Source organism: Hydrocarboniphaga effusa AP103, from assembly GCF_000271305.1.
GTDB lineage: Bacteria > Pseudomonadota > Gammaproteobacteria > Nevskiales > Nevskiaceae > Hydrocarboniphaga > Hydrocarboniphaga effusa.
The window spans coordinates 176,103-193,109 of the sequence record NZ_AKGD01000004.1 but is presented as its reverse complement, the minus strand read 5'-3'; the positions used below and the strand labels follow the sequence as shown (position 1 = coordinate 193,109).

The following is a 17,007-nucleotide window of genomic DNA, read 5'->3' as shown; positions in this document are numbered from 1 at the left end:
ACCTGCTAGTCTGTACTCGTATGTCCCGCCTGACCGCCACCTGGATCTTCTGCATCGGCCTCGTGCTTACGCGCGTGCTCGGTGTGCATCTCCATGTCTGCGCGGGCACGGAACAACAGCCGGCCACCCACGAGCAGCCGCACTACGCGGATGCTGGACTGCTGTTCGGCGAATCGCACGACAGCGACCACGCCGACGACCGTGAGCTGGAACTGGCCGTCATGGCGGCCAATTCCGCATCGGACGTGGACTTCGATGTGGTTGCCTTGCCGGGACCAGATCGGCTGACGCTGTCCACCGCAACGGGCTGGCTCACCAGTCTGCTGCCGCAAGGCCCGCCCACGTCGGCGGCTCCCCGACCTTCGAATTTCACGCCGCCGTCACGCGGCCCGCCGTCGATCTCCTTGACCTGAACCTTTCTCCGCCCCGAGCCGGGCGGTCGTTCATGCTGTCTTGGAGATTTTCATGTTCACCCACCTGGGTCGCAGCCTATCCGTGGCTGCGGCGCTGTTGGCGTTCGGCGTCTCGACTTCGGTCGAAGCTGAAGCGCCCGCTATAACGCTGCGCGAAGCCATCTCGCGCACGCTTCAATCGAACCCTGATCTCGCCGCCTATGCCTACACCCTGAAGGCGCAGGACGGTCGGATTACGCAATCGGGCCTACGGCCCAATCCAACCCTGTCTACCACTGTCGAGAACGTGCTCGGCACCGGACAAGCCAGCGCCGGCAAATACGCCGAGATCACGCTGATGCTGAGCCAGGTGATCGAGCTGGGCGGGCTGCGCGATCGCCGACTCGACGTGGCTCGTCGAGAACGCGATGGCCTGGAGGCCGATGGCGACATCAGGCGCCTCGACACCATCGCCGAAACCGCACGCCGCTTCGTCTCGCTCGCGTCACAACAAGAGCAGCACCAGCTCACACACCTTGCGGTCGAGCTGGCCGAGAAGACGTCCGCAGCGGTGGAGAAGCGCGTCGCCGCGGCTAAGTCGCCGCTGGCCGAGCGTGATCGTGCGGCCGTCGCCCTGCAGCGTGCGCAGAACGACGACGCCCACGCCGAGCATGAGCTGCAGACCGCGCGATACGCGTTGGCGGCGAGCTGGGGCGCTTCGAAGCCGGACTTTCTGGCGGCGTCGGCCGATCTGTATCAGCTGCCGCCTACGCGCTCCTACGACGAACTGCTCGGGGCGCTGGAGAACACCCCCGATCTGACTCGCTACCTGTCGGAAACGCGGCTGCGCGATGCCGAGATCGCGCTGGCGATCGCGGGCCGGCGGCAAGGCTTCCAGATCGGAGCTGGTGTGCGCCGGCTCGAGCAGACCAACGATACCGGCCTGGTGTTCTCGTTCCAGATGCCGCTGCCGGTGCGCGATCGCAACCAAGGCCTCATCACCGAAGCCGAAGCTCGCCGTGAAGGTGCAGCGGCCGAGCGCGAAGCCACGCGGGTGAAGGCGCGTACGCAGCTGTTCGGCTATTACCGCGAGCTGCTCGACCGGCAACGTCAGGTCGGGCTCATTCGCGAACAGGCGCTACCGCGCATGGAATCGGCGCTCGCTAACACCGACTACGCCTTCGAGCGCGGCCGCTACAGCTATCTCGAATTGGTCGATGCCCAGCGCGAAATGCTGGACCTCAAGCGCGAGGCGATCGAAGCCGCCGCGCAGTACCACTTCAACCTCATCGAAATCGAACGACTCACCGGCACTGGCCTGAGTCGCTGAAGGAACATCCCATGCGCCAACTCATTCTCTTTCCTGCACTGCTGGCTGGCTTGCTGTCGCTGGCGGCCTGTAGCTCCTCAACGCCTGAAGAACACAAGGACGAACAAGGCCACGCTCACGACGATTCCAAAGGCCATGCTCAAGGCGAGAAACACGACGAAAAGGAAGGTCACGCCGAAGGTGATCAGCACGAAGCCGGAGCGGCCGAGTCCGGCGAGCACAGCGAAGCGATCAAGCTGACCCCGGAAGCCAAGCAAGCGGCCAAGCTGCAAATCGCGCCGGCTGCTCCGGGTGTGATTCGCGAAACACTGCAGCTCTATGGCGTGGTCAAACCCAATGCCGAACGCATCCGCAGCGTCACCGCGCGCTTTCCAGGCGTCGTGCGCAGCGTCAGCACCAAGATCGGCGACACCGTTCGCCAGGGACAGACGCTGGCGACGGTCGAAAGCAACGAGAGCTTGCAGGTGTATCCGATCCCGAGCCCGCTCGGCGGCGTGGTGACCGAGCGCAACACCAATCCGGGCGAGCAAGCCGAAGGAGCCTCCCTGTTCACGGTTGCCGATCTCGGCACCGTGTGGGTGGAGCTGGCGCTATTCCCGCGCGATCGCACGCGCGTTCAAGTGGGGCAATCGGTGCGCGTACAGACGGCAGATGGCGGCCCCGTGCGCGACGGCAAGATCGTCTTCGTTTCGCCCCTCGGCGCTTCGAACACGCAAAGCCTTACTGCGCGCGTGTTGCTCGACAACGCCGATGGCTCGTGGTCTCCGGGTCTCTATGTGCGCGGCGAAGTCACCATCGGTGAATCGAATGCGGCGCTCGTCGTGCCGGCGACTGCGCTGCAGGAAATTGAAGGCAGCACGTCCGTTTTCGTCGAGACACCGGAAGGATTCGTAGCACGCCCGATCAAGGTCGGCCGTAGCGATGGACTGTTCGTCGAAGTGCTCGCAGGTCTCCTGACCGGCGACGCCGTCGTTGGCGAAGGCAGTTTCGTGCTGAAGGCGGAACAAGGCAAGGGAGAGGCCGAACATGGTCACTGACATTCGCTCTGCCGCCATCGCCGGAGGGCGCCACCATGCTTGAGAAATTACTTCGATTTTCGATCGATCGACGCGGCGTTGTGATGGTGCTGATGCTCGCGCTGATCGCACTTGGCGTCTGGAACTACCAGCGCCTGCCGATCGATGCGGTGCCCGACATCACCAACGTGCAGGTGCAGATCAACACGCAGGCTCAGGGCTACACGCCACTGGAAGTCGAGCAACGCATCACCGTGCCGATTGAAACCGCCATCACCGGCTTGCCGGGCCTAGACTATCGGCGCTCGCTGTCGCGCTACGGGCTTTCGCAGGTCACCGTCGTGTTTGCAGACGGCACCGATCTGTACTTCGCGCGCAACCTCGTCAACGAGCGTCTACAGCAGGCGCGTAGTCGCCTGCCCGAAGGCGTTGAACCCGCGATGGGGCCGATCGCGACCGGTCTCGGTGAAATCTTCCATTACACGGTGGAAGCCGAAGACAAAGCCCGCCAGGCAGACGGCAAGCCTTATGACTCGATGGCGCTGCGCTCGCTGCAGGATTGGGTGATTCGCCCGCAGCTGTTGCAGGTGCCGGGTGTGACCGAGGTCAACAGCATCGGCGGCTACGCCAAGCAGTTTCATGTGCTGCCCGATCCGGGACGCCTGCTGTCTTACGGCCTGACGATGGATCAGGTGGCCGAAGCACTTGAGCGCAACAACGCGAACCAGGGTGCGGGTTATCTCGAGCGCAACAAGGAGCAGTTGCTCGTCCGCATTCCGGGGCAGGTCGCAGGGCTCGACGATTTGCGTCGCATCGTCGTTGCCACGCGCGATGGCCTGCCGATCACGATCGGCGATGTCGCCGAAGTGGCGCTTGGCAAGGAATTGCGTACCGGCGCGGCGACGCGTGATGGACACGAGACAGTGTTGGGCACGGCGGTGATGCTCGTCGGCGCCAATAGCCGAACCGTCGCCAAAGCCGTCGCGACCCAGCTCGACAAGATCAACGACTCGTTGCCCAAAGGCGTGAAAGCGGTTCCGGCCTATGACCGTACGGTGTTGGTCGACAAGGCCATCGCCACGGTGCAGAAGAATCTGCTCGAAGGTGCGTTGCTGGTCGTCGTGATTCTGTTCCTGTTGCTCGGCAACCTGCGCGCAGCGCTGCTGACCGCTGCGGTGATTCCGATCGCGATGTTGATGACGATCACCGGCATGGTCGAAACCGGGGTGTCGGCTAACCTGATGAGTCTCGGCGCGCTCGACTTCGGCCTTATCGTCGATGGTGCCGTGATCATCGTCGAGAACTGCCTGCGACGACTCTCAGAGAGCACCGGCACGCAATCGCTGACGCTGCGCGATCGCTTCAACGTGGTCTATGAGGCGACTGCCGAAGTGATACGCCCGAGTCTGTTCGGCGTGTTCATCATCACGGCGGTGTATCTGCCCATCTTTGCGCTCGAAGGCGTCGAAGGAAAGATGTTCCACCCGATGGCGCAGACCGTGGTCATGGCGCTCGTCGCGGCGCTGTTCCTGTCCGTCACCTTCGTGCCGGCCGGCGTGGCGCTGCTGTTTCGTGGTCCGGTACGAGAGAAGCACAACGTCGTACTCGATCTCGCGCGCCGAGGCTACGAGCCCATGCTGCGCTTCGCGCTCAAGGCGCGCTGGGGCTTCGTTGCAGGTGCGGTTGCGCTGACTCTCGTCTGCGGCGCCGTTGCGAGTCGCTTGGGCAGCGAGTTCATTCCGAACTTGAATGAAGGCGACATCGCCGTGCAAGCATTGCGCATTCCCGCGACCGGGCTCACGCAGTCGGTTGAGTTCCAGAAGCAGGTCGAGCAGCGGCTGCTGCAATTCCCCGAAGTGCTGACGACGTTTGCGCGCACGGGTACAGCCGAAGTGGCGACCGACCCGATGCCGCAGAACATCTCGGACGGCTACGTGATGCTCAAGCCGATCGATCAGTGGCCCGATCCGAAGAAGCCCAAAGCCGATCTGGCCGCGGAGATGCAATCCGCGCTGGAGCAGTTGCCCGGCAATGCCTACGAACTGAGTCAGCCTATCCAGCTTCGCTTCAACGAACTGATCTCAGGCGTGCGTTCGGATTTTGCAGTGAAGCTCTACGGCGACGATCTGGACGTGCTGCTGCGCTCGGGTAATCAGCTGGCCGCTGCTATTCGCAGCGTCACCGGTGCCGAGGATGTGAAAGTCGAACAGGTGTCCGGCCTTCCGGTGCTGTCGATTCAGCCGCGTCGTGATGCTTTGGCGCGTTACGGTGTAGCGCTGGCCGATCTGCAGTCGGTGGTGTCCGCTGCACTGGGTGGTCGCGACGTGGGTGAGGTGTTCGAAGGCGATGCGCGTTACTCGATCGTCGTGCGGCTGCCCGAAGCGCAGCGCGATGACCTGCGCAATCTCGAACGCCTGCCGATCAGCCTGCCGGGCGGCGGCACGGTGCCGCTCGCCGAAGTCGCCGAACTCGTCGTTGCTCCGGGTCCGAACCAGATCAGCCGTGAAGATGGCAAGCGACGCATCGTCGTCACCGCCAACGTGCGGGGTCGCGATCTCGGCAGCTTCGTCGCCGATGCACAGGCGGCCATTCGCCAGGTGTCCTTGCAGCCCGGCTACTGGATCGACTACGGCGGCACGTTCGAGCAGCTGCAGTCCGCGAGTCAGCGCCTGGCGGTTGTGGTGCCGGTGACGTTGGCGCTGATCCTGGGGCTGCTGATCCTGGCCTTCGGCAATCTGCGCGACGCACTCGTGATTTTCTCGGGTGTGCCGTTGGCGCTCACCGGCGGCGTGCTGGCGCTGTGGCTGCGCGACATTCCGCTGTCGATCTCGGCAGGCGTCGGTTTCATCGCGCTGTCCGGTGTTGCGGTGCTCAACGGCCTGGTCATGGTGACGTTCATCCGCAGCCTGCGTGAGCAAGGCGCCGGCCTGGATGACGCCATTATCGAAGGCGCGCTGACGCGTCTGCGTCCCGTGCTGATGACGGCGCTTGTCGCCTCGCTTGGCTTCGTGCCGATGGCGTTGAACACCGGCACCGGCGCCGAAGTGCAGCGCCCGCTGGCGACCGTCGTGATCGGCGGAATCATCTCGTCGACCATCCTGACGCTGCTCGTATTGCCCGGTCTGTACCGACTCGTTCACGGACGTGAGCGCCGCTCCGAGTCATCGGTCGCCTCGGCGCAGACGAGCGGAGAAGCATCATGACGCTGGGTCAGGGTGATTCCACCGACACGCGCCCACCGCCGCGTCGATTCTGGATTGCGCGGTTTGTTTGCGCGCTGATCCTCGGGCTTTATCTCGTCAGTCGATCAGGTTGGGAAGAGATCAGTGTGGTGCTCGCACATCTGACGGCGTCGCTCGGCCTCGTGCTTGCCGTGATCGGAGCATTGGGGCGGGTCTGGTGCAGTAGCTACGCGGCCGGCAATAAGAATGTCGTGCTGCTCGTCGACGGGCCGTACTCGGTGACGCGAAACCCGCTGTACTTCTTCAGCTTCGTCGGTGGACTCGGCGTTGTACTGGCGACACAGACCGTGGTGATACCCGTGCTGTTTGCGGCGTGTTACGCGCTGTACTTCGGCAGGGTCATTCGCAAGGAGGAAGCGTTTTTATCGGCCTGGCACAAAGGGTTGTACGAACGCTACCGAGCGCGAGTGCCGCGTTTCTGGCCGGACTGGAGCCTGTTCACGGAACCGGCGAAGTGGACGATTCGCCCGCTTCCGTTCCGGCGATCGCTCGTGGAAGTCAGCTGGTTCGCCATCGCAGCGATCGTGCTGCACACGCTGCACGACTTTCGCGACCTGATGGGGTGGCCCGCGATATTCGTGGCCTATTGAGTTAGATGACGGCTGGGCGCGAACACGCGCCCAGCCGTCCGGTTTGGAGACATTACATGGGCATCAAGCCTGCGCATCCTCGTCGTCGCAAGAGCGACATGAGGAAAATTGAAGAAGAGAAACTACTGTATCGCCTGAAGGTTCTGGCTTTCGTCGCGATCGTGTTCGGACTTGCCGCTGCGGTTGCCGTGAACTGGGATCGATGGTTTGCACCGCCGGTCGAAAAAGTCGTCACGATCTACGGTCTGCACACGTGTGCCTGCGCATTCAGCTGGGGAAAGAGCCTGGAAAACTCCGGGTATACGGTGCGCCTCTATGAGCCGGGAGACCTTCGAATTCCGAGGGCGGATGTCCACGCGCCACCGAACTCGCAGGGCTGTCACATCGCCCGCTACTTGGACTATTTTCTGGAGGGCGATGTCCCCGCCGAGGTATTGCAGCGCCTTGCGGCCGAGCGCCCTAGTGCACGCGGCGTTCTGATGGAGAGCCATGCCACGCAGGTTACCGCTGGCACCGATGCGCACGAGATTTACTTGGTGGATGCAGGCGGCGCTCCTCGTCGTTGGTTCACGTGGATGCACCGTCGTGTCGAAGACAAGGTTTCAATCTAAGGAGACGACCATGGGCGCGGGACATGATCACGGGAAGGGCGCAAACGAGCGCTCGATGTGGATCGCACTGAGCTTGACCGGCTCTTTCATGATCGCGGAAGCGGTCGGAGGTTGGCTGACCGGCAGCCTGGCGCTGATCTCCGATGCGGCGCACATGCTGACCGATACCGTGGCACTGGCGATTGCCTTGCTCGCGATTCGCATCGGCAAGCGAGCGGCTGATCGACGGCGCACCTTCGGCTATGGACGATTCGAGATCATCGCAGCGGCGTTCAATGCCGGCATGCTGTTCGCTGTCGCGATCTACATCTTCTACGAAGCCTGGCAGCGATTCCGGATGCCACCGGAGGTGCAATCAATCCCAATGCTCGTGATCGCCTCGCTGGGCCTGATCGTCAATCTCATATCGATGCGACTGTTGAGCGCAGGCCAGTCTGAAAGCCTCAACGTCAAAGGGGCTTATCTCGAAGTCTGGAGCGACATGCTCGGCTCACTCGGCGTCATCATCGGCGCCGGAGTGATCTACCTCACGGGATGGACTTGGTTCGATCCGCTGATCGCGGTGCTCATTGCCGTGTGGGTGTTGCCGCGCACCTACATCTTGCTCAAGGCAAGCGCAAACGTGTTGCTCGAAGGCGTTCCCGAAGGCGTCGAGATCGACAAGATCGAGTCGTCTATTCGATCGGATGCGGATGTTCGCGGCGTGCATGACTTGCATATCTGGGGACTTGGCAGTGGGCAAATCAGCTTGGCCGCGCACGTGTTGTTGGCGCCCGGAGTCCAGGTGGACAGCTTCCTGCGGCGCACGGAAATGAAGCTGAAATCCGAATACAAGGTGACGCACACCACCTTGCAGTGCGAGTTCGAGCCCTGCGCAGATGAGGACATTTGTTCGCTCTCTACAAATGTCCATGACCGCGATGATGAGCACGATCATCACAGCCATGCTTAGTGCTCGATGGCGGTTATCAGATGGTTATTGACAGCAAGTGAGGCTCAGCTGCTGCGCTTCCTGGTGCTGGGGCTGCTGATTCTCATCCTGGGGGCGATTCTGCCGATCTCGGCCGTGAATGTTTTTCGCCACCGATAAGCTCGAGTGCAGTTATGAGCTTCATGTATCGCCGGATCGATAGCACCACGAGGATCGGGGCTCCCCGTTTGTGGACGATCACGTCGGCTCTTCTGGCTTTGCTCACAACCCACTGATAACGGCGCCGGACGTCGGTCAGCGTGACGTTCACGATGGGGCGGCGTGTGACTTCGCCGTCCGACTTAGTGGGCATGACGAATCTGCAGCGCAGCGGCGATTAACTGCTCGGAGTGTGAGGCCCACAACTGCTCGGAGAGCCAGAGGGCGAGTCGCTGGTCGTCGACATCGATGCCGAAGATGCGATCGATCATGGCGGGCCACTCCAAGACCGAGCGATGGGCCATGCCAAACCTCAGATCGCCTACGGTTGCGATCACTGCAATCTCGTTGGTGGACGGAAGTCCGCACATTGACCAAACGATCTCGGGATATTGCTTGTCGGCAAAGCCAGAGCCGTAGTCGATCGCCGACCGGGACTCAAGCGCCGCGCTTGCACGGAGCGCAACCTGTTCAGCGGTTTCAGCGCTCACGCCTGAGCTACCGCTGCTGGACTCGAATAGCCTTTCCGGCGCCGGTACTGCTGGGCGTGAGTGCCCAAGAAGACAGTCATGGCCTCGCGGTACTGGAGAACTTCCGCCGGCAATTCCAGCGAGAGTTCTCGGGCGATCGCCACCGCGTACTTTAGTTGCTTGTCAGTTGGCGGCAGAAGCTCGCCTTCGAGCAAGGCAGTAACCAGGTCCGCCATGCGCCGGGCCAGGTCGTTCCGGCCGCGCTCAGCCGCCATGGACGGCTCGGCACTGCTGATCATTTGGAATAGGCGGTTCTCGATATGCTCTTCAAAGGGAAGAGCCAGCTCGAACTCGGAATCGCCGTAAATCAATCGAAAACACACGCTTCACCCTCAGTCCTGTCGAAAAGTTCACGAGGCATCCCTCGTCGTACTCCTCTCGCAATCCGGACTGTCCGCTGTGCATCGAGAGACAGCTTTCCTGACTGCGCCGGTGCAGGAAGCAACCACCTGCGCCTGCCGGCCCTCGGAAAGCTTAGAAAACAAGTATAGCCTCTCAGACTATAGTCGGTAGATCAATAGTCGTCGGACATTCATCGTCCGGCCGATGGCTGCCACCCCCGCCCAACGTAACCAAATCGCGATCGCGTTCGGGGCGGTATTGCGTGCAGCGCGCACCCGGAGCGGCCTCTCACAAGAGGCTCTGGGGCTGGCCTGCGACATCGACCGGACCTACGTGTCCCTGCTGGAGCGAGGCGAGCGGCAGCCCACCCTCAGCACTCTCTTTGTCCTCTCGGAGCATCTGGGGGTAACCCCGGAGTCGCTCGTCGTTCAGACCGGCAAGGCCGTTCGCCGCTGAGGGCTGGCTGGAAGGGGAATGGTTGACTGGTCTTTGCGCAAGGATTAGCTGCCGCGTAGCGCCCGCTCGGTCGATGCAGCAAGACGGCCGCGCAGCTCTGCTGCTTCCCCAATGGCGACTTCCACACGCTCCTGCACGCGGCGGTTCTCGGACTGCGCCTCGGTCAAGTATTGCCGGAGAGTGGACAGCTCTTCAGTTTGTCGTTCGCGCTCCAATTGACGCTCTGAGAGCAGCTTCTGCAGCTGATCGCGGGCACTAGCGAGTTCGGCCAGGGCCGCCGCTTCTCGGCGTATCGCTTCGGACGTTTCTCGTTGCAGGATATCCAACCGCTCAGTAGCGTCATTTGACTCGGCAACAACCTGCGCCATGTCCTGCTGCATTGTCTGGCGCTCAGCTGCGAGCGCCGCCTTGGCCTCTTCAATCTTTCGATTCAGCGGCTCTGCGATTGCGCGAAATGATTCAATGCCAGCCGCCTTTGCTGCAGCAGTAATCCTTTCGACGATCTCGGGAGAAACGTCGTCAGGATTCAACGGTTCAAGCAGCCTCTCACGGGCCTTCGCTTCTCGGACCTCACGTAAATGGCGTGTGATCGTGGTTGCGCTGCCCCGGCCCAGATGCCCACGAACGCTGGCGACGCTGACTGAAGAGCCAAGCGATTCAAGTTGGCCAACTGCAATTTTTACGTCTTCAAGGGTGACATGAGCCACAGGTGTACTCCTGTAGCGTAGCGTAGTGAGTAACTACGCTACGCTATGAAAGGAACGGGATGCTCAATGCGGCGGGCTCAAGCGCCTATGCGATAGCCTCGTTGCCTTTCATCTTCCGCATCGAATCGCCCTTGAGATTGATCTCCGTCGCCATGTGAACGATTCGATCCATAACGGCGTCTGCCATCGTCGGATCAGGGAAGAAGCCGTGCCATTTCCCTTTCGGAAATTGACTCGCGATCACGACAGGCCCGATGCGACGACGCTTGTCGATGATGTCGAGCAGGACGTGTGCGTGTTCCGATGGAATCGGCGCCATGCCAAAGTCGTCGATGATCAACACCTGTATTCCAATCAAGCGCCGCTTGACCTGAGCCCACGATCCATCCGCTGCAGCGCGGGTCAACAAATCGTAGAGGTCGCCGGCAGAAAGGTAGAGCGTGGGATATCCCAGGCGACACATCTGCGACCCCAGAGCGCTAATCACCCACGTTTTGCCTGTACCGGTCGCGCCGGACACCAGAACGTGCTGCTTCCGTCGAACCCATTCGCCGCTGGCCAGCGTATGGATCACCGAGTTGTCCAAGCCACGGGCGACGCCGAAGGCAAGATCCTCAATCAGAACACGCTCCGGTAGCGATGCAGCCTTCAACAGGCGCTGCAACTTCCTGTTGGTCTTGGACGACAGTTCTGCATCGACCATCAAGCCCAACCGCTCATCGAACGAGAGCGTCGAGAATGAAGGCTGAGCAAGTTGCTGCTCGTAGGTCTGTGCCATGGTCCGCAGCTTGAGTTCGCGGAGATTGGAAATGGTTTGTTGAGTGATCACAAGCTGGGCTCCGGAGTCGAATCGTAGTAGCCAGGACCGCGAATGTTGTCGTGATGAATCGTGTTCGACGGAGCCGCAAGTGCTCTCGGACGTAGGTCAGCCTCGGTGAGCAGAATCGTGCGAATTCCGCTAAGGGTCGTAGAGCGAATCTCCAGCGCAAGTTTGCAAGCGGACTCGATCCGCTTCGAGTCATAGGCATCCGCCTCAGAGCGGAGACCGCGGGCCATGACCAGACCCGTGTGAAATTGGCTGCCGCGTGTGAGCCACGACGAAACAACGGCCTGCGTGCTCGGGCCAGTCAGCGCTGCCCAGTCGAGGAGCGCCGAAGGTTCACCATCGAGATAGTGCCGATGTGCGTCGGGCAGGTGCTCTCGCGCCGTAATGCGGTCCCTCGTACCGTAGCTCCGCTGGTGACTGTGAATGCGGCGATGGTGCTGCAAGATTTCGATCGTGGAACGAGTCACCCGCAGATCAACGAAGGTATGAGCTAAGGCGTATGGCACCGAGTAGAAGTTACCTCCGTACTCAACGTGATACTCGTCTCCGACCTTCTTGCGAATCACGATTTCAGAAGGTTCAAAAACCGTCGTCGGCAACTCCTTGAGTGCAGGCTTGTCGATCGATTCGTAGCGCTCCCGCCGAGTGCCCGGCATCTTGGCAAAGGGGCGAGAGTTGAGCTTGTCCAGAAAGACCCTCAGTGCCGCATTCGCCTCTTCTAGACTATGCCAGCGCTGTTGGCGCATGCGAAAGACGATGTGTCGTTGGGCGATCTGTACGCCCACTTCGGCGGAAGCCTTGTCCTTGGGCTTTTCCACGCGCGCGGGAAGGACGATGGTGCCGTTATGCACCGCCCATTCTCGATAGTTCTGATTGAGTTTCAGCCGCTTTAGTCCTGCGACGATAACAGCTGACTTCAAGTTGTCGGGAACGATGAACTCGGTGACGCCGCCGAAGAACTGCAGCATGCGATTGTTGGCATCGATGAAATCTGGGATCGATTGTCCCCAGCAGAGGTAGCCGAACGTATAGTTGCTGGCGCCAAGCACTCCGACGAAAACACTCGCATCCCGAATCGTTCCGTCCTCCAGGTAGATCGGGATCGTCGCGCCGGCGTAGTCAACAAAAGTGTTGACTCCAGCTCGGTGAATCTTGCGCAAAGTGAGCTTCTGCTTATTCAGCCAGGATCGATACAGCTTGGCGAATTGCTGGTAGCCGACACCGTCGGCTTCCGTTTCGATCCAGTCTTCCCATATCACCATCAGCGTGGCATCGGGCTGCGCCATTAGCTTGTGAACTTCGACCCAGTCCGGGTGGACTTTGCGGGTCGGAGGGTGGGCGGGTTCACCGAAGAGTCTCGTTAGAAGCGCCCTGTCATCCAGTTTTTCCAGCGCCTCAAGAGTGAGGCCGGAGACCTCCACGCGCTCTCGAATTTTAAGTGCGCTGCCCGGTGAGCAATCCGCAGCACGAGCGGTTTTTCGTGATGAGAGTTGAGGGCGTTGAATGCAAATTCGGGCAGTGGCCCGAAGAATATCCGGCTTGATTCGTATCATGGATCACGGTTCCCATTCTCTGCTTCGGGCCGAGCAACGACCGTCACCAGAGTGACTTGATTTTCATCGGGGGGAACGAGGCGCCAACCTTGACAGGCTTGGCGAGAAATCGCAGGATACCGTTGAAGAAAGCAGTCGGTAGCACCTATAACGGCTCAGGGGTTCCCGCCCCTGGGCCGTTCGCGTTTCTGAGCCTCGCTAAAAAGCTGACATCAACTTCAGCACAGCGGCAGCATCAGGTGGTCATCGGTAGCACCCCCGCCGGTTGGTAACGAGGTCGTCTCGGCTTGAAGACGTATCTTCCCGGCCAGAGATCGTGCAGATTCTTCCCCAATAGATCAGCAATGAACGTCGCCACTCGATGGCACGTAATACGCCCGCTGATGGTGTTCGAAACCACGGACTGCGTAATGCCGAACTCCCGTGCAAGGTCGCTTTGAGACCAGCCCAACCGCTTCAGGCGGTAGGTGATCTCCATTGAATCCATGACAGCGACGTGACCCGTTTCCACGTGGTAGTTATCCTGACTACGTGAGCAAGAGTTATTCTCTATTGAGCATGAACGATACTCAAGTGAAAACAAAATGACAACCATGGGCGGCCTGGAAGGTCTCGGTTCGCGCTTGGCAGAGTTGGTGAAAGCAACGGGCCTGTCGCAGGGCAATTTTGCGGCGCGTATCGATGCGTCGCCCGCCTTCATGTCCGACATTATTCGAGGGGTGAAGCGTCCAGGTGCCGAGTTCCTGTACCGCATCCGCGAGGCATTCGGGGTCAGCGTGGACTGGCTGCTCGATGGCTCAGGGACAATGAGGGGCGAGCAGGCGGTCTCGATCGAAACTTTCAAGTTCATCGCGGCCCAAGTCATGCTGGCAAGGTTCGCGAAGATCGAAGGTGATCCCGAAGCAGCGAAGCTTCTTTCCGGCATGACTGGAGTCGGTGCGTCGATTGACACTGGCGATCTCGGTGACTTGTTGAAGCCTTATCTGAAGGCCGGAGAAGAGATTGTTCTCGCAGCGATTCTGTACAACGGTCATATCGCAACGACAGATTCGGCAGAACGCATTAGCGGCGCGTTGAACACTGCGGCTGCTTACTACGACTCAAAGCGACCGCTCGATGTTCTGAAGGCTGCAATGGGCGAGCAACCTACGGCGCCTGAATCGAAGCCTGCAGCAGGTAAATCTCGACCAGCCCAACAGAACATAGGCCTGTCGGTCAAAGCTGCCGGCCGCGATTACTTCGAAGGCAGCAAGAAACCGAAGAGTAAGTAAGGGTAAACAAACGCCGATCTCGAGCAGCTCCGCTTGTCTCTGACACGAATCGGCTTTCGGATTGAAATCGATAGCGTAGTGATCAGGGAGATCGTAGGCGTGGACACCGAAGACACTTCGAAGCAACAAGTCGTACTGGGATGCGATGTCCGAGCGGCTGGGCGCGATTACTTCGAGAACTTGTCGATTGGAAAAGCTGCGGAATGGCTGAAGCTGCAAAGCGACGCAGTTCGAGATCAGTACGCGACTGAGGGTGAAGGTGCATTCAAGCTGATCTATCGGTTCAGCGTCCTGGAAGAGCAGCGGCCCGCAGTCATCGGACTCAAAAAGAAAGCCAAGCTCACGGAAGAGTTGATCACCTACCTCCGTCGTACCGGGGTACTCGAGATCAAAGACGAGGTGACTCTTGCTCCCTCAGCGAAGCTCGAAGCCTTCGGTTGGCTTTACACGATTCTTCTGGCCCTGGTTGCCGTGATCGTGCTTGGCATCCAACCCGATCATCCGCGCAGCCTTGGTCTCGCAATGGCTCAGCTTGTCGCAGGGCTGAGTTACCTGGCTATTGCCGGCCTCTGTTGCTACACCTTCGTGATTCCCAACCGTATCGGACGTACCGCGCTCAAGCACCTGCTCGCACAGAAAGCGAACTGCTGATCACGGACCAGCGATTACTTGCTCACAATCCTGCGATTCACTGCTCAGGTGAAGCGCTATTCGCTGACCAACAGTAGAAGAATCCGCACCTTGGCGGTGCTGGTACATGGACTTGCCGGCGGATTTGAGTCCAAGTATCTGCTGGGTACTGCCTGCCAACTGATAGCGCAAGGTTGGCGCACGGTGATTTTGCAGCTGCGCGGCGCGGGACCGGAGCCGAACCGCTTGCACCGCTGCTACAACCAGGGTGACACCGAAGACCTGCGCTATTTCTGGCATCTGCTGCGTAAACAGGAACCCCAGGCGTTCATCGCTTCGGTGGGCTGGTCCCTGGGCGGAAACCTTACCCTCAAGGCGCTGGCAGAAGAGGGCCAGTTGGCACCGGTGAACCTCGCAGCAGCGGCCTCCGTGCCCTTCAATATCCGACCGTGCGCCGAGCGCTTGCGAACGGGCTTCTCCCGCGTCTACCAAAAGCGCTTGCTCGACGCGGTGAAAGTCGCTTTGCGGCGCAAGCATACCCAGGTTCCGCTATCAGCTCTGGTCGATTTGTCTGCTGCACTTGCGGCGCAGGATTTTATTGAATACGACGAGGCCTGCACGGCGCCATTGGCGGGTTACTGCAACGCGGAGGATTACTACACGCACGCTTCCTGCGGCCAATATTTGAAGTGTATTCAGCGCTCGACTCTCGTGGTGCATGCGCTGGATGATCCCTTTATGACGTCCGACATCGTTCCCGATGTGGAGGCATTGTCGCCCCACGTTACACTGGAATTGGCGCACCGCGGCGGGCATGTAGGTTTTGTCAGCGCCGGTGCACTTGGTCGACCCTATTGCTGGCTCGAACGCAGATTGTCGGAATTTCTGCAAGCCGGATTTGAACGTCAGGCTGCCGATTCGCGCGAGCTGCTGGTGAGGACCCGATCGAGCTCGAGATTGTCGCGAGCCTGCGGGCCTGATTCGGATCGGTCTGGCTCATGCAGGTGTCCGGGCTTGCAGCTACCGCAACGGGGCGGCGAGGCTCAGCATGCCCTTTAGCCCCGTTCCGAACCGCGCCAGGGCGGTGCGGTGCTCGCGCAGCGCGCCGTAAGGCAGGTAGTGGAGCTTCAGGTCGGAGACCCGGCTGAAGGCCGGCCGACCCAGCTGTACACGCACCTGCTCCTGCCGATCATCGGGCGCGACAAGAAAGTAATTGCCGGACGTCGGTTCGTCGAAGGAAAGAGCGAGGTCCAGCATCCGTACGATGCCCGAGTAGATGCTGGTCGTGTGCTCGACCTCGAAGGCTGCGGCAATGCGCTCCTGGTCCGGGTCGATCCAGAGCACATCGATCAGCCGGATCGATTCGGCACTGCCAGCCGCGGCGATCTTGGGCGGCAAGGTATCGACACAGCCGTCGGACAGGCGACCGCCGCCATAGGGCCTGGAACGGTCGTTGGCGGCGATCCAGACCAGGTAGCCCAGCGCCTGCCCCAGGTCTCTCAGCCAGCCTTGCACCTCGGTGTGCGTGAGATCGCCCTCGGCCGCTACTCGCAGCGAGCTGCTGATTCGGGCCGACTGCTCGCGCACGAGCGCGACATCCGACCGCCATTGGGCGATCTGGTCCTCTTCGCGACCGATCGCCGGTGCCATGTAGCGGCCGGAACCGATATCGAACAGCAGTCCGCCGATGGCGCCGAGGTCATTGGAGAGCAGTTGGCGATACCGCTGGTTGAATTCGAGGATGCCTCTGCGCATCGCCAGATACTCCTTCCAGCTGCCGAGCTTGGCCTGTGCGCCGGTCAGCATGTTGTAGCCGCGCACGATCGCAGTGTTGAAGGGCGGTATCAGGGTGGGATGCAAGAAGTACAGCAGGTTCGCGGCTGCGGGGCCAAGACCTTTGATGCGCTGCTCATCCAGTTGCTGGATCGCAGCCAGCACGGGTTCTTCAGTCTGGCAGCAGGCGCAGCTGTGAAGGAAGCGACCGAAGGCGCGTTGATTGTCCGGACTCTCGTAAATATCCGGGATGCGCAGTTTCGGCTTCCAGAGAAAGGCGTGATCCGCGCCCCTGAAGATTTGGCGCTGCTCCGCGATGCTGCTGACCACCGTCTCCAGCGAGGATCCTCGATAGGCATTGCCGAAGCGCCCCGCCTCGATTTCCTCGACCACCGCCGCAAGGCCCCGTCGGATAGAGCGGAAGTTCTTGAGGCGTTCCTCCCATAGAAACCAGCTTCGATAGGTAGCGGCAGGATCTTCACGCCAGACCTCCAGCATTTGCCGGGTCTCGGCAGCGATGTCTTCGGGTTGAAGTTGACTCATTGAAGCGCGCTCATTCGGGTTGGAGCCTGCAGTCTGCAAGAGGCAGCCGCGAAACTCTCCCATCTT

General features: G+C 60.7%; 19 protein-coding genes. 11 read left to right on the top strand and 8 right to left on the bottom strand.

Features of this window, described 5'->3' with window-relative positions; all coding sequences use genetic code 11:
• Positions 1–20: 20 nt before the first annotated feature.
• Genes WQQ_RS20215 through WQQ_RS20185 form a run of 7 tightly spaced genes read left to right on the top strand, consistent with a single transcriptional unit; the run spans position 21 to position 8,133 of the window.
• Positions 21–413, top strand: coding sequence for a hypothetical protein (locus WQQ_RS20215; RefSeq protein WP_007187118.1), 393 nt, complete (start codon positions 21–23; stop codon positions 411–413).
• Positions 414–465: 52 nt separating this feature from the next.
• Positions 466–1,722 carry a TolC family protein gene (locus WQQ_RS20210; protein WP_007187117.1) on the top strand — a complete coding sequence of 419 codons (1,257 nt, stop codon included), beginning with the start codon at positions 466–468 and terminating at the stop codon, positions 1,720–1,722.
• An 11-nt stretch (positions 1,723–1,733) separates the two neighbouring features.
• On the top strand, positions 1,734–2,759 hold the full coding sequence (locus tag WQQ_RS20205) for an efflux RND transporter periplasmic adaptor subunit (RefSeq protein ID WP_007187116.1): 1,026 nt from the start codon (positions 1,734–1,736) through the stop codon (positions 2,757–2,759).
• Positions 2,760–2,794: 35 nt separating this feature from the next.
• Positions 2,795–5,941 carry an efflux RND transporter permease subunit gene (locus WQQ_RS20200; protein ID WP_007187115.1) on the top strand — a complete coding sequence of 1,049 codons (3,147 nt, stop codon included), beginning with the start codon at positions 2,795–2,797 and terminating at the stop codon, positions 5,939–5,941.
• Positions 5,938–6,570: a methyltransferase family protein gene (locus tag WQQ_RS20195; RefSeq protein WP_007187114.1), complete on the top strand. Its 633-nt coding sequence runs from the start codon at positions 5,938–5,940 to the stop codon at positions 6,568–6,570. The genes WQQ_RS20200 and WQQ_RS20195 overlap by 4 nt, the downstream gene beginning before the upstream one ends.
• A gap of 56 nt (positions 6,571–6,626) precedes the next feature.
• Complete coding sequence (locus tag WQQ_RS23360; protein ID WP_007187113.1) at positions 6,627–7,181, top strand: DUF411 domain-containing protein; 555 nt, start codon at positions 6,627–6,629, stop codon at positions 7,179–7,181.
• Between the two features lie 10 nt (positions 7,182–7,191).
• Positions 7,192–8,133, top strand: a complete 942-nt coding sequence (locus WQQ_RS20185) for a cation diffusion facilitator family transporter (protein WP_050997785.1) — start codon at positions 7,192–7,194, stop codon at positions 8,131–8,133.
• 82 nt (positions 8,134–8,215) lie between these two features.
• Here the strand turns inward: WQQ_RS20185 and WQQ_RS25330 are convergent, their stop codons facing one another.
• Genes WQQ_RS25330 through WQQ_RS20175 form a run of 3 tightly spaced genes read right to left on the bottom strand, consistent with a single transcriptional unit; the run spans position 8,216 to position 9,163 of the window.
• On the bottom strand, positions 8,216–8,464 hold the full coding sequence (locus WQQ_RS25330; RefSeq protein WP_366490176.1) for a type II toxin-antitoxin system prevent-host-death family antitoxin: 249 nt from the start codon (positions 8,462–8,464) through the stop codon (positions 8,216–8,218).
• On the bottom strand, positions 8,454–8,801 hold the full coding sequence (locus WQQ_RS20180; protein ID WP_040455215.1) for a hypothetical protein: 348 nt from the start codon (positions 8,799–8,801) through the stop codon (positions 8,454–8,456). Before WQQ_RS20180 ends, WQQ_RS25330 begins: the two co-directional genes overlap by 11 nt.
• Positions 8,798–9,163 (bottom strand): hypothetical protein, encoded by a 366-nt coding sequence (locus WQQ_RS20175; protein WP_192813008.1) that lies wholly within the window; start codon positions 9,161–9,163, stop codon positions 8,798–8,800. The genes WQQ_RS20180 and WQQ_RS20175 overlap by 4 nt, the downstream gene beginning before the upstream one ends.
• Before the next feature lie 223 nt (positions 9,164–9,386).
• Between WQQ_RS20175 and WQQ_RS20170 the strand changes: the two genes are divergently transcribed.
• Positions 9,387–9,638 carry a helix-turn-helix domain-containing protein gene (locus tag WQQ_RS20170; protein ID WP_040455213.1) on the top strand — a complete coding sequence of 84 codons (252 nt, stop codon included), beginning with the start codon at positions 9,387–9,389 and terminating at the stop codon, positions 9,636–9,638.
• 44 nt (positions 9,639–9,682) lie between these two features.
• On the opposite strand, the gene WQQ_RS20165 is transcribed toward WQQ_RS20170, so the two are convergent.
• From WQQ_RS20165 to WQQ_RS25325, 4 genes are all read right to left on the bottom strand, one after another.
• Positions 9,683–10,345 carry a DNA-binding protein gene (locus WQQ_RS20165; RefSeq protein ID WP_083844675.1) on the bottom strand — a complete coding sequence of 221 codons (663 nt, stop codon included), beginning with the start codon at positions 10,343–10,345 and terminating at the stop codon, positions 9,683–9,685.
• A gap of 85 nt (positions 10,346–10,430) precedes the next feature.
• Positions 10,431–11,174 (bottom strand): IS21-like element helper ATPase IstB, encoded by a 744-nt coding sequence (gene istB / locus WQQ_RS20160; RefSeq protein WP_007187107.1) that lies wholly within the window; start codon positions 11,172–11,174, stop codon positions 10,431–10,433.
• The gene (istA, locus tag WQQ_RS20155) at positions 11,171–12,724 is read right to left on the bottom strand and encodes an IS21 family transposase (protein WP_083844674.1); all 1,554 of its coding nucleotides are present in this window, start codon (positions 12,722–12,724) and stop codon (positions 11,171–11,173) included. Before istA ends, istB begins: the two co-directional genes overlap by 4 nt.
• 235 nt (positions 12,725–12,959) lie before the next feature.
• Positions 12,960–13,202 carry a helix-turn-helix domain-containing protein gene (locus tag WQQ_RS25325; RefSeq protein ID WP_040455211.1) on the bottom strand — a complete coding sequence of 81 codons (243 nt, stop codon included), beginning with the start codon at positions 13,200–13,202 and terminating at the stop codon, positions 12,960–12,962.
• Positions 13,203–13,308: 106 nt separating this feature from the next.
• Between WQQ_RS25325 and WQQ_RS23355 the strand changes: the two genes are divergently transcribed.
• The 3 genes from WQQ_RS23355 (at position 13,309) to WQQ_RS23935 (ending at position 15,684) form a co-directional block, all read left to right on the top strand.
• On the top strand, positions 13,309–13,995 hold the full coding sequence (locus tag WQQ_RS23355) for a helix-turn-helix domain-containing protein (protein WP_050997782.1): 687 nt from the start codon (positions 13,309–13,311) through the stop codon (positions 13,993–13,995).
• 99 nt (positions 13,996–14,094) lie between these two features.
• Positions 14,095–14,646: a hypothetical protein gene (locus WQQ_RS20140; RefSeq protein WP_007187104.1), complete on the top strand. Its 552-nt coding sequence runs from the start codon at positions 14,095–14,097 to the stop codon at positions 14,644–14,646.
• A gap of 18 nt (positions 14,647–14,664) precedes the next feature.
• The gene (locus WQQ_RS23935) at positions 14,665–15,684 is read left to right on the top strand and encodes a YheT family hydrolase (protein ID WP_083844672.1); all 1,020 of its coding nucleotides are present in this window, start codon (positions 14,665–14,667) and stop codon (positions 15,682–15,684) included.
• Here the strand turns inward: WQQ_RS23935 and WQQ_RS20130 are convergent.
• Positions 15,646–16,941 carry a type II restriction enzyme NmeDI-related protein gene (locus tag WQQ_RS20130; RefSeq protein ID WP_007187103.1) on the bottom strand — a complete coding sequence of 432 codons (1,296 nt, stop codon included), beginning with the start codon at positions 16,939–16,941 and terminating at the stop codon, positions 15,646–15,648. The genes WQQ_RS23935 and WQQ_RS20130 overlap by 39 nt on opposite strands.
• Positions 16,942–17,007 lie beyond the last annotated feature (66 nt).